This is a genomic window from Geodermatophilus amargosae, from assembly GCF_900116515.1.
In the GTDB taxonomy this organism is placed as follows: domain Bacteria; phylum Actinomycetota; class Actinomycetes; order Mycobacteriales; family Geodermatophilaceae; genus Geodermatophilus; species Geodermatophilus amargosae.
In genome coordinates, this window is record NZ_FPBA01000002.1 from 237,707 (window position 1) to 259,227 (window position 21,521).

19 protein-coding genes are annotated in these 21,521 nt (G+C 74.1%); 9 read left to right on the forward strand and 10 right to left on the reverse strand.

What is annotated here, in order from left to right:
- The first annotated feature begins 12 nt into the window (after positions 1–12).
- On the forward strand, positions 13–1,455 hold the full coding sequence (locus BM414_RS03740; RefSeq protein ID WP_217644532.1) for an aldehyde dehydrogenase family protein: 1,443 nt from the start codon (positions 13–15) through the stop codon (positions 1,453–1,455).
- Positions 1,455–2,321, forward strand: a complete 867-nt coding sequence (locus BM414_RS03745; RefSeq protein WP_093578094.1) for an aldehyde dehydrogenase family protein — start codon at positions 1,455–1,457, stop codon at positions 2,319–2,321. Before BM414_RS03740 ends, BM414_RS03745 begins: the two co-directional genes overlap by 1 nt.
- A 134-nt stretch (positions 2,322–2,455) precedes the next feature.
- On the opposite strand, the gene BM414_RS03750 is transcribed toward BM414_RS03745, so the two are convergent.
- The 8 genes from BM414_RS03750 to BM414_RS03785 all read right to left on the reverse strand — a co-directional run bounded on the left by BM414_RS03750 (position 2,456) and on the right by BM414_RS03785 (position 10,991).
- Positions 2,456–3,403 (reverse strand): MBL fold metallo-hydrolase, encoded by a 948-nt coding sequence (locus BM414_RS03750; protein WP_093578095.1) that lies wholly within the window; start codon positions 3,401–3,403, stop codon positions 2,456–2,458.
- Between the two features lie 65 nt (positions 3,404–3,468).
- On the reverse strand, positions 3,469–5,049 hold the full coding sequence (locus tag BM414_RS03755; protein ID WP_093578096.1) for a class I adenylate-forming enzyme family protein: 1,581 nt from the start codon (positions 5,047–5,049) through the stop codon (positions 3,469–3,471).
- Positions 5,046–5,729 (reverse strand): GntR family transcriptional regulator, encoded by a 684-nt coding sequence (locus BM414_RS03760; protein WP_139245706.1) that lies wholly within the window; start codon positions 5,727–5,729, stop codon positions 5,046–5,048. Before BM414_RS03760 ends, BM414_RS03755 begins: the two co-directional genes overlap by 4 nt.
- Before the next feature lie 37 nt (positions 5,730–5,766).
- Complete coding sequence (locus BM414_RS03765; RefSeq protein WP_093578098.1) at positions 5,767–6,600, reverse strand: ATP-binding cassette domain-containing protein; 834 nt, start codon at positions 6,598–6,600, stop codon at positions 5,767–5,769.
- On the reverse strand, positions 6,600–7,604 hold the full coding sequence (locus BM414_RS03770; protein ID WP_093578099.1) for an ABC transporter ATP-binding protein: 1,005 nt from the start codon (positions 7,602–7,604) through the stop codon (positions 6,600–6,602). The genes BM414_RS03765 and BM414_RS03770 overlap by 1 nt, the downstream gene beginning before the upstream one ends.
- Positions 7,601–8,512: an ABC transporter permease gene (locus BM414_RS03775; protein WP_217644533.1), complete on the reverse strand. Its 912-nt coding sequence runs from the start codon at positions 8,510–8,512 to the stop codon at positions 7,601–7,603. Before BM414_RS03775 ends, BM414_RS03770 begins: the two co-directional genes overlap by 4 nt.
- Positions 8,509–9,453, reverse strand: coding sequence for an ABC transporter permease (locus tag BM414_RS03780; protein WP_093578100.1), 945 nt, complete (start codon positions 9,451–9,453; stop codon positions 8,509–8,511). The genes BM414_RS03775 and BM414_RS03780 overlap by 4 nt, the downstream gene beginning before the upstream one ends.
- A complete protein-coding gene (locus BM414_RS03785) occupies positions 9,450–10,991 on the reverse strand; it encodes an ABC transporter substrate-binding protein (RefSeq protein WP_139245707.1) in 1,542 nt (513 codons plus the stop codon). Before BM414_RS03785 ends, BM414_RS03780 begins: the two co-directional genes overlap by 4 nt.
- Before the next feature lie 105 nt (positions 10,992–11,096).
- Between BM414_RS03785 and BM414_RS03790 the strand changes: the two genes are divergently transcribed.
- From BM414_RS03790 to BM414_RS03800, 3 genes are read left to right on the forward strand one after another with little or no spacing between them, the layout of a single operon-like run.
- On the forward strand, positions 11,097–12,680 hold the full coding sequence (locus BM414_RS03790) for a class I adenylate-forming enzyme family protein (protein WP_217644534.1): 1,584 nt from the start codon (positions 11,097–11,099) through the stop codon (positions 12,678–12,680).
- Positions 12,677–13,627 carry a fumarylacetoacetate hydrolase family protein gene (locus tag BM414_RS03795; protein ID WP_093578102.1) on the forward strand — a complete coding sequence of 317 codons (951 nt, stop codon included), beginning with the start codon at positions 12,677–12,679 and terminating at the stop codon, positions 13,625–13,627. The genes BM414_RS03790 and BM414_RS03795 overlap by 4 nt, the downstream gene beginning before the upstream one ends.
- 10 nt (positions 13,628–13,637) lie before the next feature.
- Positions 13,638–14,579 carry an MBL fold metallo-hydrolase gene (locus BM414_RS03800; protein WP_093578103.1) on the forward strand — a complete coding sequence of 314 codons (942 nt, stop codon included), beginning with the start codon at positions 13,638–13,640 and terminating at the stop codon, positions 14,577–14,579.
- A gap of 71 nt (positions 14,580–14,650) precedes the next feature.
- On the opposite strand, the gene BM414_RS03805 is transcribed toward BM414_RS03800, so the two are convergent.
- Positions 14,651–15,139 carry a MarR family winged helix-turn-helix transcriptional regulator gene (locus BM414_RS03805; RefSeq protein ID WP_217644535.1) on the reverse strand — a complete coding sequence of 163 codons (489 nt, stop codon included), beginning with the start codon at positions 15,137–15,139 and terminating at the stop codon, positions 14,651–14,653.
- A gap of 60 nt (positions 15,140–15,199) precedes the next feature.
- On the opposite strand from BM414_RS03805, the gene BM414_RS03810 reads away from it, so the two are divergent.
- On the forward strand, positions 15,200–16,399 hold the full coding sequence (locus BM414_RS03810) for an FAD-dependent oxidoreductase (RefSeq protein ID WP_093578104.1): 1,200 nt from the start codon (positions 15,200–15,202) through the stop codon (positions 16,397–16,399).
- Positions 16,400–16,418: 19 nt separating this feature from the next.
- On the opposite strand, the gene BM414_RS03815 is transcribed toward BM414_RS03810, so the two are convergent.
- Positions 16,419–17,939, reverse strand: coding sequence for a PucR family transcriptional regulator (locus BM414_RS03815; RefSeq protein WP_093578105.1), 1,521 nt, complete (start codon positions 17,937–17,939; stop codon positions 16,419–16,421).
- A 149-nt stretch (positions 17,940–18,088) separates the two neighbouring features.
- On the opposite strand from BM414_RS03815, the gene BM414_RS03820 reads away from it, so the two are divergent.
- The 3 genes from BM414_RS03820 (at position 18,089) to BM414_RS03830 (ending at position 21,521) form a co-directional block, all read left to right on the forward strand.
- Positions 18,089–18,586 (forward strand): nucleoside deaminase, encoded by a 498-nt coding sequence (locus BM414_RS03820; RefSeq protein WP_093578106.1) that lies wholly within the window; start codon positions 18,089–18,091, stop codon positions 18,584–18,586.
- On the forward strand, positions 18,583–19,884 hold the full coding sequence (gene codB / locus BM414_RS03825) for a cytosine permease (protein WP_093578107.1): 1,302 nt from the start codon (positions 18,583–18,585) through the stop codon (positions 19,882–19,884). The genes BM414_RS03820 and codB overlap by 4 nt, the downstream gene beginning before the upstream one ends.
- A 71-nt stretch (positions 19,885–19,955) precedes the next feature.
- Positions 19,956–21,521 (forward strand): hypothetical protein, encoded by a 1,566-nt coding sequence (locus BM414_RS03830; RefSeq protein ID WP_093578362.1) that lies wholly within the window; start codon positions 19,956–19,958, stop codon positions 21,519–21,521.

Below are 21,521 nucleotides of genomic sequence, written 5' to 3' on the forward strand. Positions count from 1 at the left end.
GGGGACCGACTGATGAGCCAGCTGTTCGAGTACGCCCCCGCCCCCGAGTCCCGGTCGATCGTCGACGTCGCGCCGTCCTACGGACTGTTCGTCGACGGCGAGTTCGTCGACGGCTCCGGGGAGTCGATGAAGACGGTCAACCCGGCCACCGAGGAGGTGCTCAGCGAGATCGCGGTGGGCACCGAGGCCGACGTCGACCGCGCCGTGAAGGCCGCCCGCCGGGCGTTCACCCGCGTGTGGGGGCCGATGCGCCCCGCCGACCGCGGCAAGTACCTGTTCCGGATCGCGCGGATCCTGCAGGAGCGGGCCCGCGAGTTCGCCGTCCTGGAGTCGCTGGACAACGGCAAGCCGATCCGGGAGTCCCGCGACGTCGACGTGCCCCTGGCCGCGGCGCACTTCTTCTACCATGCGGGGTGGGCCGACAAGCTCGGCCACGCGGGCCTGGGCCCCGACCCGCGTCCGCACGGCGTGGCCGGCCAGGTCATCCCGTGGAACTTCCCGCTGCTGATGCTGGCGTGGAAGGTCGCCCCGGCGCTGGCCACCGGCAACACCGTCGTCCTCAAGCCGGCCGAGACCACCCCGCTGACGGCGCTGCTGTTCGCCGAGGTGTGCCGCCAGGCCGACCTGCCGCCCGGTGTGGTCAACATCGTCACCGGGGCCGGCGACACCGGCCGCGCCGTCGTGGAGCACGAGGACGTCGACAAGGTCGCCTTCACCGGCTCGACCGAGGTGGGCCGCTCGATCGCCCGCGCCGTCGCCGGGACCCGCAAGGTGCTGACCCTGGAGCTCGGCGGCAAGGCGGCCAACATCGTCTTCGACGACGCCCCGATCGACCAGGCCGTCGAGGGCATCGTGCGCGGCATCTTCTTCAACCAGGGCCACGTCTGCTGTGCGGGCTCGCGGCTGCTGGTCCAGGAGTCGGTCCACGACGAGGTCATCGCCTCGCTGCAGCGGCGGATCGGCAGTCTGCGGGTCGGCGACCCGCTGGACAAGAACACCGACATCGGGGCGATCAACTCCGCCGACCAGCTCGCCCGCATCCGGGAGCTCTCCGACATCGGCGAGGCCGAGGGCGCGCACCGCTGGCAGCCGGCCTGCGAGCTGCCCGACCGCGGCTTCTGGTTCCCGCCGACGGTGTTCACCGACGTCTCCCCCGCGCACCGCATCGCCCGGGACGAGGTGTTCGGCCCGGTGCTGTCGGTGCTCACCTTCCGCACCCCGGACGAGGCGGTGGCCAAGGCCAACAACACCACCTACGGGCTCTCGGCCGGCATCTGGACCGAGAAGGGCTCCCGGATCCTCGCGATCGCCGACCGGCTGCGCGCCGGCGTGGTGTGGGCCAACACGTTCAACCAGTTCGACCCGACGTCGCCCTTCGGCGGCTACAAGCAGTCCGGCTACGGCCGTGAGGGCGGCCGGCACGGGCTCGCCGCCTACCTGAAGGAGAGCTCCTGATGTCGGACCGGCTGGCCGTCCGCAAGACCTACAAGCTGTACGTGGACGGGGCCTTCCCCCGGTCGGAGTCCGGCCGCACCTACGAGGTGCACGACGCCCGCGGGGCGTTCCTCGCCAACGCCGCGCTGGCCTCCCGCAAGGACGCCCGGGACGCCGTCGTCGCCGCCCGGGCCGCCTTCGGGAAGTGGTCGCGGGCCACCGCCTACAACCGCGGGCAGGTGCTCTACCGGGTGGCCGAGGTGATGGAGGGCCGGCACGCGCAGTTCTGCGAGGAGGTCGCCGCGGGCGAGGGCCTGTCGGCCGGCCGCGCGCGTGCCGTCGTCGACGCCGCCGTCGACCGCTGGGTCTGGTACGCCGGGTGGACCGACAAGCTGGCCGCCGTCCTCGGCAGCGCCAACCCGGTGGCCGGGCCGTTCTTCGACTTCTCGTTGCCCGAGCCGAGCGGCGTCGTCGCGGTCCTCGCGCCCCAGCGCTCGTCGCTGCTCGGCCTGGTCAGCGTGCTCGCGCCGGTGCTCGCCGGCGGCAACACGGCCGTCGTCGTGACGTCGAGGGAGCGACCGCTGCCGGCGGTCACCCTCGGCGAGGTGCTGGCCACCAGCGACGTCCCCGGCGGCGTGGTCAACCTGCTCACCGGCGACGCGGGCGAGATCGGCCCCTGGCTGGCCGAGCACGACGACGTCGACGCCATCGACCTCACCGGCGCCCCGGCCGGCCGGGCGCTGGAGCTCGAGCGGCTGGCGGCCGGCAGCATCAAGCGGGTGCTGCGTCCGCCGGCGGAGGAGCCGGACTGGACCGCCGACCCGGGCACCGGGCGGATGACACGGTTCCTCGAGACGAAGACCGTCTGGCATCCCATCGGGTTGTGAGCGGCCCCGTCCCGGGTCCCACCCTGAGCCTGCGAAGGGTGGGGAGGACGGGGTCCTTCTCCTGGCGTCCCATCGGGTCGTGAGCGGGCGGGTGCGCCGGGCCTCCGCGGAGGGGCCCGGCGCACCCGCCCGGCTCAGGCCAGGCAGGTCAGCCGTCGGCCGCCGTTGTAGGTGACCATGTCGCCGAGTGCGGCCTCGAGGTCGATCGGCGCGCCGCGCTCGGCGCCGTCGAGCTCGGCGTAGGCGCGGTGCAGGTTGCCGACGATGCGCTCCTGGTCCGACCACTCCGCGTACCCACCGAGGTCGCACTGCCGTGCGGCCTCCAGCGGAGAGAGGCCGGCGTCACGGCCCTCCCGCGCGGTCCGCTCGAGGAAGCGGAGATAGCCCAGGATCTGCGGGACCAGGGAGCCGTCCGCGACCGGCCCGTGCCCGGGCACGATCGTCGTCGCCTCGAGCGGGGCCACGACCTTCTCCATGACCTCCAGCGAACCCGCGAGCGACCCCATCAGCAGGAACGGGGTGCCGCCGTTGAAGAGCAGGTCGCCGGCGAAGAGGGTCGACCGCTCGGGGATCCACACGATCGAGTCGTTCGTCGTGTGGGCGGGCGTGCCCACGTGGCGGACCTCGCAGCGCAGGTCCCCCGACCAGAGGGTCACCCGGTCGGTGAAGGTGAGGAACGGAGGAGCGAGCTCCAGGGCGCCGGTGTCGAAGTGCGTCCAGTACGGCAGCGGCCCCTCCGGGCCGGGGACGCCGGTCTCGATGACCGCCTCCCGGGTGAGCTCGTGTCCGACGATCGTCGCGTCGGGGAGCAGGTAGTTGCCGTGCGTGTGGTCGCCGTGGTGGTGGGTGTTGACCAGCGTCCGCACCGGACGGGTGGTCACCGTCCGCACCGCGTCGAGGAACTCGCGGGTGCGCCGCTCCGTCGCGCACGTGTCGATGGAGACGGCGCCCTGGTCGGCGACGAGCAGCCCCGTGTTGTTGATCCACCAGCTGCCGTCGGGCTGGATGTAGGCGAAGACGCCGTCGTTCACCTCCTCGAGGCGCGACGGTCCGAGGTCGTGGTCGCCGTGGGACGAGCTCATGGGGGTTCCTCTCCGGTCAGGGCGCGACGGTGCGCCGGTCGTGGCCGGGATCCGGCCGGTCCCCCTCAGCGGGCAGGGGGCACGCGTGGTGCGGCGTGGACGTGGGCGGTGCCGAGCTGGCGCTTGAGCACCTTGCCGACGGCGTTGCGGGGCAGGGCGGGGACGGCGACGACCCGCTCGGGGACCTTGTGCGCGGCGAGCCGGTCACCCGCCCACGCCAGGACCTCCGCCTCCGTCGCGTCGTCCTCGGGCCGGAGGACGACGAAGCCGACGATGTGCTCCTCGCGCTCCGGTGTGCTGACGCCGACGACCGCGGCGTCGACCACCGAGACGTGCTCGAGCAGGACGCGCTCCACCTCGGCGGCCGAGACGTTGTCGACGCCGGGCTTGAGGACGTCCTCGGCACGCCCGAGGAACTCCAGCGAACCGTCGGGCAGGGCGCGCAGGTGGTCGCCGGTGGCGAACCAGCCGTCGCGGAGGATCCGGCGGGTGTCCTCCTCGCGTCCCAGGTAGCCGGCCATGAGGGAGTGGCCGGGCACCCCCTGCACGAGCAGCTCCCCCGCATCACCCGGTGCGACCTCGACGCCGTCGGGATCGACCAGGCGGGTGTGCACCCAGGGCGTGGGCCGGCCGACGGTCCCGGGCACGGCCGGCCCGTGAACCGGGTCGGACAGTGTGGGCGCGAGGGTCTCGGTCAGCCCGTACACCTGGACCAGCCGGGTGGCGAAGCGTTCCTCGAACACCACCCGCTCGTGCTCGGTCAGGTGCTGGGCGAAGAGGGTGAGCCGCAGGCCGCTGGTGTCCACACCGCCGGGACTGGCCCCGAGGACCGCGCGCACGTGCACGGCGAACAGGCTGGCCACGGTCGCCGAGACGTCCCTCGTCTGCTCCGCCCAGCGGGCGGGGTCGAACGCCGGCACGAGTGCCGCGGAGGCGCCGGTGACGAACGCCGACATCACCGAGTAGAGCAGCGCGTTGGCGTGCGAGAGCGGCAGCGTGACCAGCCAGCGGTCCTCGGCCCGCAGCCGGACGAGCTGGGCGACCGCCTCCCCGGCGAAGAGCAGGTTGCCGTGGGTGAGCATCACGCCCTTCGGCCACCCGCTGCTACCGGAGGTGTAGAGGACGGCGAGCAGGTCCCCCGGCCCCGGCCGCGCGTCCGGGAGCTCCCCCTCGGCCAGGCCCGGACGGACGTCCTCCCAGCAGATGGCGCCGTCGGCCGCTCCGCCGACGGTCACGACCTGAGCGAGCTCGGGGACCATCTCCGCGGCGGCGGCCACCACCGGCATCCGGTCCAGGGCCGTGACGCTGACACGGCAGCCCGCGTGCGACATCACGTAGGCGACGTCGTCGACGGTCGACGACGGGTGCGTCGGCACGAGCACCGCGCCGAGGTGGGCGACGGCGAACAGGCACACCAGCAGCTCGGGCACGTTGCCCAGCTGGACGTGGACCGTGTCGCCCCGGCGCACGCCGAGCTGGCTGAGCAGGCGGGCCATGGCGCGGGACTCCAGCCACACGTCCCGGTAGGAGAGGACGGTCTGCTGCCCGCCGGGACCCACCCGCACGAGGAAGGGTCGGCGCGGGTCGACCCCGGCCCGCCAGGTGAGCCGGTCGCCGACCGACCCCGACCGTCCCGGGGGGCTCACCCCCGCGCTCCCGGGGCCACCGCCGCCTCCGGCTCCGCGGTCATGTCCAGGCCGACCGACTCGTAGGCCACGATCTCCCGCTCGATCGCGGTCCGGACCTCGGCGGGCCGTCCCGCCAGGAGTGCGCCGACCAGCGACCGGTGCACCGTGGCGAGCTCCTCCCGGTCCAGGCCGTCGCTCACCGCCAGCCGGTAGCGCGACGCCTGGTCGCGGACGACCCGGGACATGTTCCGGAGCCGCGTCGAGGGGCAGCCGCCGGCCGTCGCCTCGTAGAAGGCGCGGTAGGCGAGCTCGCGGGCCACGGGGGTGGTGGTGGCCTGCCCCAGGGTCGCCAGCAGGGTGGCCGACGTCGCCTCGACGAGCGCCCGCCACTCGGGGCCCCCGTGCAGGGCCGCCTGGGCCGCCGTCTCCGGCTCCAGGAGCTTCCGGAGCTCGGCCAGCTCGTCCCGGTCGCGGGCCGACAGTGGCGTGACCCGCGCACCCCGCTGCGCCGCGAACTCGACCAGGCCCTCCCCGGCCAGCCGCTGCAGCGCCTCCCGCAGGGGCGTCGGGCTGACCGAGAAGCGTTCCGACAGGGTGGCGGTGATCAGGCGCTCGCCGGGTGCGAGCTCGCCGTCGAGGATGGCCTGCCTGATCTGGGCCTCGACCCAGTCGATCCGTGTCAGCGGTACGTCGTTCACGGCCACCAGACTGAACCCTCGCGTCTCGCGACATCCTTCACACCCGCCTCGCGACTCTGGGGACGGCGTCGAGCAGTGCCCGGGTGTAGTCCTCCCGCGGGGCGGACCACACCCGGTCGGCGTCGCCGGTCTCGACGATCGCGCCGCGGCGCATGACGGCGACGTGGTGGCTGACGTGCCGGACGACGGCCAGGTCGTGGGAGATGAACAGGTAGCTGACCCCGAGCTCGCGCTGGAGGTCCTCGAGCAGCGTGATGATCGACGCCTGGGTCGAGACGTCGAGAGCCGACACCGCCTCGTCGCAGATGATCAGCCGGGGGTTCAGCGCCAGGGCACGCGCGATGGCCAGCCGCTGGCGCTGTCCTCCGGAGAACTCGTACGGGTAGCGCATCGCCGCGCGCCGGTCCAGGCCGACCTGGTCCAGCAGCTCGGCCGCCCGTCGGTGCCGCTCCCGGCGTCCGAGCCCGGAGTGGTACCGGAGCGGCTCGGCGATGACGTCGGCGACGATCCAGGACGGGTCCAGCGAGGAGTACGGGTCCTGGAAGACCATCTGCACGTCGCGGCGCAGCTCCCGCAGGGCCTCGCGGCCGGCGGCCGTGACGTCGCGGCCGCCGAGGACCACGGTGCCGGCGTCGGGTTCGACCAGCCGGGCGATCAGGCGGCCGGTCGTGCTCTTCCCGGAGCCGGACTCGCCGACGAGGCCGAGCGTCCGGCCGGCCGCCAGCTCGAAGGACACGGCGTCGACGGCGGTCAGCCGCTCCCGTGGCCGGCCGAGCAGGTCCCGTCGCGTGACGAACGTCTTGGTGAGGTCGCGGACGACGAGGAGCGGCTCCGGGGACGCCGCCCCGAGCACCCGCAGCGGCTCGGCCATCAGGAGATCCCCCGCAGCTCGAGGTCCCGCGCCAGCAGGCAGCGGGCACGGTGACCGGAGTGGACCTCGTCGAGGCCCGGTGGGGTGACGTCGCACAGGCCCGCACGGGCGTGGTGGCACCGCGGGTGGAACCGGCAGCCGCCCGGGAGGTCGAGCGGACCCGGCACCAGCCCGGGGATGCCCCGCAGCCGCTCCCGGCCGTGCTCGGCCGGCAGGCAGGCGAGCAGGCCCTCCGTGTAGGGGTGCTGCGGGTGCCAGAAGACCTCCTCCGTCGACGCCTGCTCCACGACCTGCCCGGCGTACATGACGACGACGCGGTCGCTGATCTGGGAGATGACGCCCATGTCGTGCGTGACGAACAGGACACCCATGCCGAGGCGGTCCTGCAGGTCCGCGAGCAGCTCGAGGATCTGCTTCTGCACCGTGACGTCGAGCGCCGTGGTGGGCTCGTCGGCGATGAGCAGGTCCGGCTCGCACGCCAGGGCGATGGCGATCATCACCCGCTGCCGCATGCCGCCGGAGAAGGTGTGCGGGTAGTCGTCCACCCGCTGGGCCGCGTCGGGGATGCCGACCAGGTCCAGCAGCTCGACGGCCCGCTCGCGCGCTCCGCTGCGGGAGGTGCCGCGGTGGCGGCGCAGGACCGAGGAGATCTGCTCCCCCACGCGGAACGCGGGGTCCAGGCTGGTCATGGGCTCCTGGAAGATCATCGAGACGAGGTTGCCGCGCACGTCACTGAGCTGGGACTCCGACAGCCCCCGCAGCTCGCGGCCCGCGAGCCGGATCGAGCCGGCGGCGATGCGCGACGACCGGGGCGGCAGCAGCCCCATGACCGCCAGCGAGGTCACCGACTTCCCGCAGCCGGACTCACCGAGCAGCCCCAGCGTCTCCCCGTGCCCGATGGTGAAGGACACGTCGTCGACCACCCGGGCCCAGCCCTGGGCCGTCGCGAACTCCACCGCGAGGCCCTCCACCTCCAGCAGTGCGTCGGTCCCTGCGCCGGTCACTGTGTCGGCCTCCTGATCTCCCTGCCGAGCGAGTCCCGGACGCCGTCGCCGATCACGTTGAAGGCGAGGACCGTCACGAGGATGGCCAGGCCGGGGATGAGCACCAGGTGCGGACTCTGCTCGAAGAACCGGGTCGACCGGCCGAGCATCGAGCCCCAGGACGAGTCGGGCGGCTGCACGCCCAGGCCCAGGAAGCTGATGCTCGCCTCGAAGAGGATCGCGAAGCCCATGGCCAGGGAGATCTGCACGACGAGCGGCGAGAGCGCGTTGGGCAGCACGTGGCCGGTGATGATCGCGCGCGACGTGCCGCCCACGCTCCGCGCCGCCTCGATGAAGGTCTCCTCGCGGACCGCCAGCGTGCTGGCGCGGGTGAGCCGGAAGAACTGGGGGGCGTAGACGACACCGATCGCGATCATCGCGCTGGTGAGGTCGGGCTCCAGGATGCCGACGATGGCGAGGGCCAGCAGGAGTGCCGGGATGCTCATGACCGCGTCGGCGATCCGGCTGAGCACCACGTCCACCCAGCCCCGGAGGTACCCCGCGGCGAGGCCGAGGGGAACGCCGAGGGCGATCCCGATGGCCGTCGCCTGGACGGCCGCGAGCAACGAGATCCGGCCGGCGTAGAGCAGCCGGGAGTACACGTCCCGGCCGAGGTCGTCGGTGCCGAACCAGTGCTCCCCGTTGGGTGCCTGCAGGCGGTCGGCCAGCACCTGGGTGTCGGGGTCGTGGGTGGCCAGGAGCGGCGCCAGGAGCGCGGCCAGCGCGACGAGCACCACCACCACGAAGGCGACGACGGCGGGGCGTTCCCGGCGGAACCGGCGGACGAACCGCTGTCGTGGTGACTCGGGCCGGTCGGTCAGCGGCTGCTCCCCCGCTCCCGGCGCGGCCGTCGGCCGGATCGTCGTCACTGCGCACGCACCTTCGGGTTGACCAGGCCGTAGCTGACGTCCACGACGAGGTTGACCAGCAGCACGATCACCGTGATGAGGAGGACGCAGCCCTGGATCACGGGGATGTCCCGGTCGAACACCGCGTCCACGGCGAGGGCGCCGACCCCGTTGAGGTTGAAGATGATCTCGACGATGGTGGCCAGGCCGAACAGGCGGGCGATCTGGAGCCCCGCCACGGTGATGACGGGCATGGCCGCGTTCTTCAGGGCGTACCGGCGGACGATGGTCGCCGGCCGGAGGCCCTTGGCCCGGTGGGTCCGGATGAAGTCCCGCTCCAGGACGTCGGACATGCTGGCGCGCATCTGCCGGGCGAGCTCGGCGGCCACGGCCGTCGCGAGCGTGACGGCCGGCAGGGTGATGCTGCGCAGCCACCCGGCCGGGTCCTCCGTGAACGGCACGTACCCCCCGGAGGGGAACCACTCCAGCTTGAGCGCGAAGAAGGTGACGAGGAGCAGGCCCAGCCAGAAGTTGGGCACCGCCAGGCCCACCGACGTCGTGACGGTGAGGAGCCGGTCGGTGAGGCGGCCCTTCTGGTTCGCCGCGAGCATGCCGATCGCGGTGCCCACGACGACGGCGAGGGCGAAGGAGACGAAGACCAGCGACAGCGTCACCGGCAGCCGGTCGGCCAGGGCGTCGGTGACCGAGTAGCTGGTGTACAGCGACGTCCCCAGGTCGCCCTGGACCGCGGCGGCCAGCCAGCGCCCGTACCGCACGGGCACCGGGTCGTCGAGCCCCAGGTCCTCCCGGATGGCCTCGACCTGCTCGGGCGTCGCGGAGTCACCCGCGATGGCCAGGGCCTGGTCCCCCGGGATGACGAGGACCAGCCCCCAGACCAGCAGGGTCACGAGGAAGACCAGCGGGACGAGGGCGAGGAGCCTCCTCGCCACCATGCGGATCATGCGCTGACCGTCACCCCGCGGAAGTCGAACAGCCCGGTCAGCGTCGACTCCAGGCCGGAGACCTGCTCGGTGTGGACGAAGGTGTTCGTGGCGTTGCAGACGACGATTTGGGTGGCGTCCTCGACCATGACCTCGGACAGCTCCTGGTAGGCCGGCGCCCGGTCCTCCTGCGTGGTGGCCGACAGTCCCTCGAGCGCCAGGCGGTCGATCTCCGGGTTGGTGTACCCGCCGGGGTTCAGGGTGCCCTGGGCCGAGAGGAGCGTCGCCACGGTCTTGGCCGGATCGGTCGCCCCGGGCCAGTTGCTGAAGTACATGTCCGCCTCGCCGCCGACGAAGCGCGACAGCAGCTCGGTGGGCTCCAGCGACGTGACGGTCAGGTCGACGCCCACCTCCGCCAGCTGCGCCTGGATGGCCTCCAACTGCGCCGTGTAGAAGGGCACGTTGATCACGACGGCGTTCAGGGACAGGTCCGACTGCCCCGCCTCGGCGAGCAGCTCGCGGGCGCGGTCGGGGTCGTACTCGGGCGCCTCGATGTCGGGGTTGTGCGCCCAGTAGTCCTCGGGGAACAGCTGTGCGCTCGGCGTGCACCGCCCCGCCTGCAGCGCGTCGCTGATGCCCTGGCGGTCGATGGCCAGGCTGATGGCCTCGCGCACGCGCTGGTCCGACAGCGCCGGGCCGCTCTTGTTCAGGAAGAGGGTGAAGGACCCGAGCGACGGCGCGGAGTCCACGGTGACCCCCGGCCCCTCCGCCGCCTCGACCTGGTCGGGGTTGAGCTGGGTGGCGTCGGCCTGGCCCCCGCTGACCGAGCGGAGCCGCACTTCGGGGTCGAGCTGCATCTGGATCTCCAGGCCCCCGAGGGTCTGGACGTCCGGGGCCCAGTAGTCCGCGGACCGCTCGTACCGGATGACGACGCCGGGCTGGTGCTCGGTCACGCGGTAGGGACCCGTCCCCACCGGCTGGAGGTCGAGGTCCGGGTTCCCGAAGGCGGCGGGGCTGACCATCATCCCGGCGCGGTCGGCCAACAGCGCCGGCAGCGAGCCCGCGGGCGCGCCCAGCCGCAGGTCCACGGTCCGCTCGTCGACGACCACGACCTCGCTCACCGCCGCGAGGTCGGCCTTGAGCGAGGAGTTGGGGAGGCTCTTCGCGCGGTCGATGTTGGCCTTGACCGCCTCGGCGTCGAACGGCGTGCCGTCGTGGAAGACGACCCCCTCGCGCAGCGTGAGGCGCAGAGTCCGGTCGTCGTCGGTGAACTCCCAGGACTCGGCGAGCATCGGCTGGAGCTCACCCTCGGGCGTCACGTCGACCAGCCGGTCGTACACCGGGTAGAGGTAGACGTTCACGAACTGGTTGGTCGTGGTCGCGGGGTCGTAGTTGCTCCCCGCCGGCGTCCCGAACGAGAAGCGCAGCGTCGCGTCCTCGTCGGCCGGGCCGGCTGACGACCCCGAGCCCCCTCCGGTGCCGGAGTCCCCGTCCGACCCCCCGCACGCGGCGGTCACGAGGGCGGCGGCCATCACCACGCTGAGCATCCGGATGCGCATCTCGTCTCCCTTGACAGGTGTGATCCAGGCCATGTTTATATTCAATTGATTGTTGAGGCAAGACCTTCTTCGCCGCCCGGCCCACACACCCCCGGAGTCCTCACCGTGCAGCGCCGAGAGCTGAGCTGGCCGTCCTTCGCCGGCCTGTGGTCGCGGGCCGTGCGCGACCACGCGGCCCGGCCCTTCCTCGTCTTCGAGACCGAGGAGGGCACCGCCGTCACGTGGACCTACGCGGAGTTCGACGCGGTGGTCGGCAGGACGGCGTCCGGACTGGCCGCCCGCGGCGTCGGCAGGGGCGACCGGGTGCTGCTGGTCCTGCCGAACTCGGTGGCCTTCGTGGCCGTCTGGCTGGCCTGCTCGGTCCTGGGGGCGACCTTCAGCAGCAGCGACCCGCGGGCCCGCGCCCCGGAGCTGGCGCACCAGCACGCGCGCCTGCGGCCCCGGCTGGTCGTGTGCGGGGCCGACCAGGCAGGACAGGTCCCCAGCGGGGCGCTGGACGGCCGGACGGTCGTCGTGTCCTCGGCCGTCGACACGACCGTGGGCGGCCTGGCCCGGGACGGCGACTCCCCCGCGCCGGCGCCGGCGGTCACCGCCGAGGACGTCCTGAGCGTGCTCTTCACGTCCGGCACCACCTCGGCACCCAAGGGGGTGGTCGTCAGCCAGGGGGTCTACGCCCACACCGGCCTGGTCATGGCCGAGGCCGCCGGGCTCGGGTCGCGCTCCCGCTTCCTCGTCGCGCTCCCCCTGTTCCACGCCAACGCCCAGTACTACTGCTTCGCGGCGGCCATCGCGGTCGGCGCCTCCGTCGCCCTGGTGCCCGCCTTCTCGGCGACGAGGTACCTGACCCAGCTCGAGCGTCTGGAGGCCACGCACGCCTCGCTGTTCGCAGCACCGCTGCGGATGGTCCTGGCCCGGGGCGGGGACCGTCCGCTGCGCCGCCCACTGGAGCACATGTGGTTCGCGCAGGACCTCACCGCCGACGAGTACGCCCGGGTCACCCGACTGGTCGGCTGCCGGCCGCGACAGCTCTACGGCATGACGGAGACCGGCCCCGCGGTGCTCAGCCAGCCGGCCGGGGCAGCCGGCCCGGCGGGCCTCGGAGGCGTCACGCCGGGGTGCCTCGTCCGCCTCGGTGACCTGCACTCCGGCGCGCCGCTCCCCCTGCCGGGACACGGCGAGATCCAGGTCGGGGGCCTCCCCGGCCGCACCGTCTTCACGGGCTACCTCGACGACCCCCGCTCCAGCGACGGGGTGGTCACGGCGCGGGAGGCGGACGGACGGATCTGGTTCCGCACCGGCGACCGGGCCACCGTCGCCGCCGACGGCACGTGGTCCTTCTCCGGCCGGAGCAGCGAGCAGCTCAAGGTGGCCGGCGAGAACGTCTCGGCCGTCGAGATCGAGCAGGTCGTCGCCCGGCACCCCGGCGTCTTCGAGGTCGCCGTCACCGCGCGCCCGGACCCCGTCCGCACCGAGGTCCCGGTGGCCCACGTGGTGCCGGCGGGGGTGCCGGCACCCGACCTGGTCGAGTCGGTCCTCGCCTGGTGTGCCGCGAACCTCTCCCCCGCCAAGCGTCCGCACGAGGTCCACCTCGTCGAGGAGCTCCCCCGGACCTCGGTCGGCAAGATCCGCAAGTTCCTGCTCACGGCCGACGGTCGGCCGGAGCCCGGACCCCAGGAGGCACAGCCATGAGATGGGTGACCTACGACGCCGACGGCACCGACCGCGTCGGCCTGGTCGTCGACGACCGGATCCACGGGCTCGAGCCGGGGACCACGCTGGTCGACCTGCTCGGGGACGACGGATCGCGACTGCAGGCAGCGGCCGAGCGCGCCACGTCCGCGCCCCAGGACACCCGTCCGTTCGAGGGCGCCACCCTGCGGGCGCCGCTGCAGCCGCCGGCCATGCGGGACTTCCTGTGCTTCCTGCAGCACATGCGCAACTGCCGCGCCGGACTCGGTGCCGCGGCCCAGCTGAATCCCGAGTGGGAGCAGATCCCGGCCTTCTACTTCACCAACCCCGTCGCGGTGATCGGTCCGCACGACCCCGTGCCGGTGCCCCCCGGCTGCGAGCGCTTCGACTTCGAGCTGGAGGTGGCGGCCGTGATCGGCCGGACAGGCTCGGACCTGGACCCCGCCACCGCGGCCGACCACGTCGCCGGGTACACGATCTTCAACGACTGGAGCGCCCGGGACCTGCAGGCCCGCGAGATGCGCCTGAACCTCGGCCCGGCCAAGGGCAAGGACAGCTCGACGACGCTGGGGCCGGTGTTCGTCACGGCCGACGAGCTGGCGCCGCACGCCAGCGGCAACTCCTTCGCCCTCGACATGCGCGTCTGGGTCAACGACGAGGAGGTCGGCGGGGGCTCCATGGAACAGATGGACTGGTCGTGGGGCGAGATCGTCGCCTACGCCTCCCGCGGGACGACACTGCGCCCGGGCGACGTGCTCGGATCCGGCACCGTGCCCACCGGCTGCCTGTTCGAGCACTTCTCGATGAGCGGCGGCGACGCGGGCCAGGGCTTCCGGGGGTGGTTGGAGCCGGGTGACCGGGTGCGCATGCGCGTGGAGGGGATCGGCGAGATCGAGAACGAGGTGGTGCCCGGTCCGGCCGTGCACCCCCTGCGGACCGGGTTCTGAGGCGGCAGCGGTGTCGGACCTGGAGTTCTCCCGCGGACTGCACCACCTCGTCGACGGCTGCCACGCCTGGCTCGAGCCGGACGGCAGCTGGGGATGGAGCAACGCCGGCCTGGTGGTCGGCTCGGACGAGTCGCTGCTGTTCGACACGCTCTTCGACGTCCCCATGACCCGGTCCATGGTCGAGGGGATGCGGGAGGTGACCGCGTCCGCGCCGATCAGGACGGTCGTCAACAGCCACTCCAACGGCGACCACTGGTTCGGCAACCAGGTGTTCCCCGACGCGCGCATCGTCGCCTCGTCGGCGACCGCGCAGGAGATGCAGCACGCGGGGCCGGACCTGATCATGAGCCTCCGGGACGCGCCGGGTGGTCCCGGGCGCTTCGCCCGGGAGATCTTCGCGCCCTTCGACTGGAGCGACTGCAGTCCGCTCCGCCCCACCGAGACCTTCGACGGACGGCAGGTCCTCGACGTCGGCGGTGTCGAGGTCCACCTCCTGGAGCTCGGACCGGCACACACCGCCGGCGACAGCGTCGCGTGGGTCCCCTCCGCCGGGGTCCTGTACACCGGGGACCTGCTGTTCATCGGGGGGACGCCGATCATCTGGGCCGGGCCGCTGCGGAACTGGGTCCGGGCCTGCGACACCATGCTCGGGCTCGAACCGGTCCACGTCGTCCCCGGACACGGACCGGTGACCGACACCTCCGGGATCCGGCAGGTCCGGGACTACCTCCTCTTCGTCGAGGAGGAGGCCACGAAGCGGTACCGGGCCGGGATGAGCCCGACCGAGGCGATGCACGACATCGCACTCGGGCGCTTCGGCGAGTGGGCGGAGTCCGGCCGCATCGCGCAGAACGTCATGGCGGTGTACCTCGAGCTCGACCCGTCGCTCGAGCGCCCCGACACCCGGGAGATCTTCGCCCGGGTGGCCGCCCTCGAGGGCTACCGGGACTGAGTCGCGGTCCCGCTCCCACCGGCAGCAGCCCGCGCTGAGCGACGACCTCGCGGGCTGCTGCCACGGCGCCCTCAGCCCCGCGCGGGCGGCTCGCCGGCCCGGTCGCCGGTGAGCCGCCGCGTGGCCTCCACCTGGGCGGCGGTGGCGGCGCGCAGGTAGCGGACGACGGTCGCCAGCTCGGCCTCGTCGAAGTCCGCGCCGAGCTCCTCCAGCCGGTGCACGAGGTCGGAGAAGACCTCCTGCTGGCGGGCCAGGTGCCCGGGGTCGATCTCCACCAGGGACCGGCGGCCGTCGGTCGGGTGCGGCACCCGGCGGGCCACCTGCTTGCGCTCGAGCCGGTCGAGCAGTGCGGTCACCGAGGCCGGCGCCAGCCCGGTGTGCACGGCGAGATCCGCGGGCGTCAGCGGACCGGCACGGTGGATGACCTCCAGGGCCTTGGTCTCGGTGACCGACAGCTCGGCCAGCCCGCCCACGGCCGTGTGGAACATGACGACCGCCGTGGAGAGCTCCCGGCCGGCGGCCAGTGTCTGCGCGACCAGGTCCTCGTGTGCCCTTGACACGGCCGGAGCCTAACCGTGACAGTTCGTTCGTTAGATCGAACGAACTAGGGGGAAGTGGCCATGGAGGCCATCGTGGTGGGTGGCGGACTGGCGGGGTTGACGACGGCGCTCGCGCTGCACCTCGTCGGCGTGGAGGTGACCGTCCACGAGGCCGCCGGGCCGGCCGAGGGACAGGGGGCCTGGCTCACGCTCGCCGCCAACGGCCTCGATGCGCTGGTCCCGCTCGGACTGGCCCGCGAGGTCGAGGCGGCCGGCTTCCCCACGCCCCGGATGGCCGTGCGTGCCGCCGACGGCCGGGAACTGGTCGCCTTCGACTCGTCGGCCCCCCGCCCCGACGGACTAGGGGCGACGAGCATCCGCCGTGCGGACCTGTACGCGGTGCTGCGGTCGGCGCTCGCCCGCGACGGGATCCCCGTCCACCACGGCCGGCGGCTCGGTGACGCCGGGTCGCTGGCGGGCGGGCGGGTGCGGGCGTGCTTCGCCGACGGCGCCACCGCCGACGGCGACCTGCTCGTCGGCGCCGACGGCCTGCGCTCGCGCACCCGGACGCTGGTGGACCCGGCGGCGCCGTCGGCCCGCTACACCGGCCTGCTCAACGTCGGCGGGTACGCCCGCGGCCTCGACCTCGGGCGGCCGCCGGGGGTCATGGACTTCTGGTTCGGCCGCCGCTGCTTCCTCGGCACCGTCGCCGACCCCGACGGCGACGTCTGGTGGTTCGCCAACCCGCCCGGCGCGCAGGAGCCCAGCCGCGCCGACGTCGCCGCCGACGACGCCGAGGCGTGGCGACCGCGCCTGCGCGAGCTCTTCGCCGGGGACCGGCTGCCCGTCGGCGACCTGCTCGACGCCAGCGATGCCCTCTTCGCCGGCTGGCCGACCTACGACCTCCCGCGGGTGCCCACCTGGCACTGCGACGGCATGGTGCTCGTGGGCGACGCCGTCCACGCGGCCTCGCCCGCCTCCGGGCAGGGTGCGTCGATGGCCTTCGAGGACGCCGTGGCGCTGGCCCGCTGCCTCCGTGACGTCCCCGGGGTCGACGACGCCTGCGCCGTCTATGAACGGCTGCGCCGCCGGCGCGTCGAGGCCGTCGTCCGCCGGGGGAAGCGCACGGGGGACGCCAAGGCACCGGGGCCGGTGGGGCGCTGGGTGCGGGACCGGGTGGCGATGCCGCTGTTCGCGCGGCACCTGGCGCGGCGCACCACCCCGCTCGACGCGTGGCTCACCGGCTCCCACGTCGACTGGGACACCGACGTGGCGGTCTGAGCCTGCCGGCCCCGGGTGCTCACCGTCCGCGGGGACGCCCGTCGGAGCGGTCGCGGGCGTGCAGCAGCTGCGCGGCGGTGGTCGCGACCACCAGCTGCTCGTGCGATGCCGGGTCGTCCACCGGCCGGCCCAGCAGGGTCTCGATGCGGGCCAGCCGCTGGTACAGCGACTGGCGGTGCACGTGCAGCGCCGCCGCCGTGCGGGTCCGGCTGCCGCCGGCCCGCAGGTGCACCGCCAGGGTGTGCACCAGGTCGCTGCCGGTGGCGGCGTCCCAGGCGGTGAGCGGGGCGAGGGCGTCCTCGACCAGCCGCCGCAGCGCGCGGTCGTCGAGCCCGGCGAACAGCTGCGGCAGGGTCAGCTCCCGGGTGGGCACGGTCCCGCATCCCAGCAGCGTGGCGGTCGGCAGGGCCGCGTGCGCCTGGCGCAGGGAGTGCCCGGCCTCGGCCAGCGGCACTGCCGGCCCCACCGTCGTGACCGTCCCCGTCGCGGGCAGCAGCCCGGTCAGCCACCCGACGGGATCGGTGCGGTCGGGGGACCCCGGGACGGCGACCAGCCCCAGCGCCTCCCCGCGCACCCGTCCCGCCAGCAGTTCCAGCCCCTCGCCGTGGGCGGCCCGTGCCCAGCCCGCCAGGACCGGGCGCGGGTCGGGGGCGCTGGCGGCCAGGCCCACGACCGCGGCACCCGGAGCCGGGTGGAAGTCGGCGAGCCCGGCCCGCAGCAGCAGCTCCCGCGTCCCGGGCACGGTGTCGGTGAGCAGGTCCGCCAGGAGGGCGGCGGCCGGGTCGCCCGCCGAACCGGCCCCCGACTGACCCACCGCCACCGCGGCCACGCGGGCCAGCCGCGGCGCGAGCAGGTCCAGGCCGGCGGAGTCGGTCGCCGAGCCCGCGCCCAGCGCCACCGCACCCCAGTCGACGTCCCAGACCCGGACCGGCGCCGCCGCGGCCGGGCGGCGCAGCAGCCGGTCGGTAGCCCGCTCGTCACGGACCCCGGCCGCCGCGACGACCCGGCCCGACCGGGTCACCAGTGCCACCGGGCCGCCGGTGACGGCCGCGGCCGCGGTGACCAGGCCCGGTGTCCCGCCGCCGGCGGCGAGCGCTGCGTGCACGTCGGCGAGGACGGCGTCGACCATCCGGATCCGGCGCGCGTCGGCGTCGAGGATGACCGCGTTGGCCTCCCGGCAGACCCGGATGAAGGGCACCACCTGGCGCAGCACGTACAGCGGCAGCCCGCGACGGCGCGCCTCGTCGAGCAGCTCCCCCGGCAGGTCGGGCAGCGACCGGCCCAGCTCCACGGCGACGGCCGCGACCCCGCGGCCGGCCAGCTCCCGCACCCAGTGGCGGCGGGCCCCGGCATCCACGCCGGCCAGCCCCAGGCCCGTCGTCAGCAGCAGGTCGCCCGCCGACAGCAGCGGACCGATCTCGTAGATCTCGCTGGAGTGCACCCACCGGACCGACGTCTCCGGCGAGGCCGGCGCCACGGCCTCCTCCGGAGCCGCGTCCCGTACGGCCGGGAGCGCGAGGAACTCGGCGATGGTGAGCACCGGACCCCTCTCCGACCCGACACGACGTCACGGATCACCGCGCCGATCCCTGACGGGGTGATCGTTGCGCACACCGGCCCGCTCGCCCAGCCTCGACCGCAGTCGTCGCCGCGGCACCGGTCGCGGCCCGAGTCGCGAGGAGGCCGTCGATGGCCGCTCCCCTGACACCGCTGGACCCCGCCACCGCGCGGGTCTGGCTCGCCGTCGCGCTCGAGGAGGCCCGGTCCGGGGCCGCTGCCGGCGGCATCCCCATCGGTGCGGCCCTCGTCGGCCGTGACGGCGAGGTGCTCGGTCGCGGGCACAACCGGCGGGTCCAGGACGACGACCCCTCCGTGCACGCCGAGACCGCGGCCTTCCGGGCGGCCGGCCGGCAGCGCTCCTACCGCGGGACCACCATGGTCACCACCCTGTCGCCGTGCTGGTACTGCAGCGGGCTGGTGCGCCAGTTCGGCATCTCCCGCCTGGTGGTGGGCGAGGCACGGACCTTCTCCGGCGGCCACGACTGGCTGGCCGGGCACGGCGTCGAGGTGCTCGTGCTCGACGACCCGGAGTGCGCCGACATGATGCGCGACTTCATCGCCGCCCGTCCGCAGCTGTGGCACGAGGACATCGGCGCCGACGAGCAGGACGCGGAGGTGCGGGCATGAGCAGCGCCCCGGTCCGGAGCGACGCGACCTCGCCGGAGGTCGTCGACCCCGACTACCCGATCGACCCGGTCCCGGCGTCGGCCCGCCGGTCCCTGTTCTCGCTGGCGATCGTGCTGCTCGGGTTCACCTTCTTCACCCCGACCATGCTCGCCGGCGCGCAGATCGGGGAGGCGTTCCGGGCGACCACGCTGTTCTGGGTGCTGCTGCTGGGCAGCGCCGTCCTCGGCGTCTACGTCGCGGTGATCGGCGGGATCGGGGCCCGCACCGGCCTGACCACCGTCATGATGTGCCGCTACACGCTGGGCCGGACGGGGGCCAAGCTCGCCTCACTGCTGCTCGGCGGCACCCAGGTGGGCTGGTACGGCGTCACCGTCGCGACCCTGGCCGCGCTCACGGCGGGTGCGCTGGGCTGGGAGAGCCGCGGCGCGGAGGTCGCGCTGATGCTCGTCGGCGGCGCGGTCATGGGCGTGACCGCCTACTACGGCTACAAGGGCATGTACGCCCTCTCCCTGGTGTCGGTGCCGCTGATGCTGGTGCTCGCCGGCTGGGTGACCTGGCGCTGCCTCGAGGAGGTCGGCGGCTGGAGCGGGCTGACCGGCATCGAGCCGTCCGGGTCGATGACCGTGGCGGTCGCCGTGACCGTCGTCGTCGGCACCTTCGCCTCCGGCGGGACGCAGGCACCCAACTGGACCCGCTTCGCCCGCACCCCGCGCGCCGGCTTCTGGGCCTGCGTGGTCGCCTTCCTGATCGGCGAGCTGCTCATGCTCGGCTTCGGCGCCATCGGTGCGCTGGCGTTCGGCGAGGGGGACTTCGTCCTCGTCCTCTACCAGCTCGGGCTGGTGGGGTGGGGGCTGGTGTTCCTCGTCGCGAACCTGTGGACCACGAACGACAACACCGCCTACAACTTCGGCGTCGCCGGGGCGGAGATCGCCAACTCCCCGTCCAAGAAGCCGTTCGTGATCGGCGGCGTGGTGCTCGGGACGCTGCTCGCGGTCACCGGCATCTACGACAACCTCATCGAGTACCTGGTCTGGCTGGGGATCCTGATCCCGCCGCTGGGCGGCGTGGTCATCGGCGACCACCTGGCCCGCTGGCGCGGCGGGATGAGCGGCGGTACCGAGCACCTGCCCCCGGTCGAGTGGCGCAACGTCGCGGTCTACGCAGTCGCCGCGGTCGCCGCCTGGTGGAGCAACGAGGTGCAGTGGTTCATCCCGCCGGTGGTCGGCGTCCTGGTCGCCGTCGTCGGCGTGCTGGTCGTCCAGCGCGGCCGCCGCCCGGCGACCCGGGCCGTCGTCTGACGCCGGGAACGCACCCCGGAGCCCGACCGCCCCGGGGTGCGTTCCCAGGCGGACCGGGCAGGATGGGCTCCGTGGCCAGGCCCAGCATCGTCCCGATCGCGCTCACCGTCGACGACCGAACCGGCTACACCCTGTGGGCGCCGCCGTGGGAGGAGGACGGCGAGGAGTGGCAGGCGTTCCTCGGCACCTCCGAGGGTGAGACCGCCTCCGTGCACCTCTTCCCCACCCCGGCGGCCCTCGCGGCGTTCTGCCGCACCAGCACCGACCACGACCTCGCCGACCACCCGGTCTGGCCGGTCGTGACCGGTCTCGGCGCGGAGGACCTGACGCCCGACGACGATCACCGCTACGACCTCGACGGCGTCTACGACATCGCCGCCGAGAACCCCGACCGGTGGGCCGTCGAGGAGCTCGCCGCCACCATCGACATCGTCAGCCGGCTGGCCGAGTGCCTGGACACCGCCGGCGTCGAGGACGAGGACGGCGCGACCGCGGCCCGGTCCCCCCGGGACGCCGACGACGCGGATGCCGACGCGGTGACCGACGCGGACGCCGACGAGGACCTGGCCGACGAGGACGAGACCGGCGACGACCTGGCCGACGACGACGAGACCGAGTTCCCCGCGCTGGCCGAGCTCGTGGCCCGGCCCGAGATCGGGTCGCTGGGCCTCGGTGTCGAGGCGTTCGTCGGGCGCTCCGGCGAGGACGCGTGGATCGGCGTCGGCGGCGCGCTCGACGACCTGTGGGAGGACGTCATCGAGGAGCTGTCGGCGCACCTGGACTGGACCGGCGCCGGCACGACCACCCTCGGGGCCTACCCCTCGGTGAGCGACGAGGACGGCGTCGACGTCGACGTCGACGAGGACGAGGACGAGGCCGGGGACGCGGCCGGGCCGACGGCCGCGCCCGCCGTCACCGCTACCGCCCGCGGCGCGGAGGCGACCGTCGCGCGGGGCTCGGACGGCTCGGGCAACCGGCCGGCCATGGGCTCCACGGCGGCCGCGCCGGAGGAGGCGGCGACCGCCGGGGTGAGCACCATCCGCGGCGGCAGCCGGATCACCGCGACCCCGGCCGCGGTGGCCGCGGCGGCGGAGTTCTGGGAGGCCGTCGGCATCCTGCCGGTGGAGCTGGTCGTCCCCGAGGGCTCCGGCGTCACCCTGCGCTGCTACGTCGACGACGTCGCCCGCTTCCTCGGCCGCGACGGGGAGGTGTACCTGTTCGACACCCCGTCCGACCTCGCCCGCTTCTGCGCCGGCGACGAGCAGCACGACCTCACCGAGATCGCGTCCTGGCCGGAGGTCGCCGACACCGACACGATGCCGCTGCCGGCCGAGCAGGACCGCTACGACCTCACCGAGCTGTCGGAGGTCCTCACCGAGGTCGCCGACGGCGCGGCCGGCCTGGTCGACCACCGGGCGTTCGCCCAGCCGGTCGAGGGCGTGCGCGACGTCGCCGAGTACGCGGGCCTCACCCGGGTCGACGAGCTGCTGGCGCCCACGGAGCCGCTGGGCCGCGCGGTGGCCCGTGCCGAGCGTGAGCCCGACGCCACGCTGCGCGCCGAGGACGCCGCCCCGCTGCGGGCCGCCTGGGACGAGGTCGTCGCGCAGGTCAGCGGAGCGCTGGTCTTCCGGTCGTGA

Excerpts from the sequence above, each read along its gene's own strand:
- BM414_RS03740 (WP_217644532.1), top strand. The coding sequence starts at position 13 with ATGAGCCAGCTGTTCGAGTACGCCCCCGCCCCCGAGTCCCGGTCGATC.
- BM414_RS03745 (WP_093578094.1), top strand. The coding sequence starts at position 1,455 with ATGTCGGACCGGCTGGCCGTCCGCAAGACCTACAAGCTGTACGTGGAC.
- BM414_RS03750 (WP_093578095.1), bottom strand. The coding sequence starts at position 3,403 with ATGAGCTCGTCCCACGGCGACCACGACCTCGGACCGTCGCGCCTCGAG.
- BM414_RS03765 (WP_093578098.1), bottom strand. The coding sequence starts at position 6,600 with ATGGCCGAGCCGCTGCGGGTGCTCGGGGCGGCGTCCCCGGAGCCGCTC.
- BM414_RS03780 (WP_093578100.1), bottom strand. The coding sequence starts at position 9,453 with ATGATCCGCATGGTGGCGAGGAGGCTCCTCGCCCTCGTCCCGCTGGTC.
- BM414_RS03785 (WP_139245707.1), bottom strand. The coding sequence starts at position 10,991 with ATGCGCATCCGGATGCTCAGCGTGGTGATGGCCGCCGCCCTCGTGACC.
- BM414_RS03795 (WP_093578102.1), top strand. The coding sequence starts at position 12,677 with ATGAGATGGGTGACCTACGACGCCGACGGCACCGACCGCGTCGGCCTG.
- BM414_RS03810 (WP_093578104.1), top strand. The coding sequence starts at position 15,200 with ATGGAGGCCATCGTGGTGGGTGGCGGACTGGCGGGGTTGACGACGGCG.
- BM414_RS03820 (WP_093578106.1), top strand. The coding sequence starts at position 18,089 with ATGGCCGCTCCCCTGACACCGCTGGACCCCGCCACCGCGCGGGTCTGG.
- codB (WP_093578107.1), top strand. The coding sequence starts at position 18,583 with ATGAGCAGCGCCCCGGTCCGGAGCGACGCGACCTCGCCGGAGGTCGTC.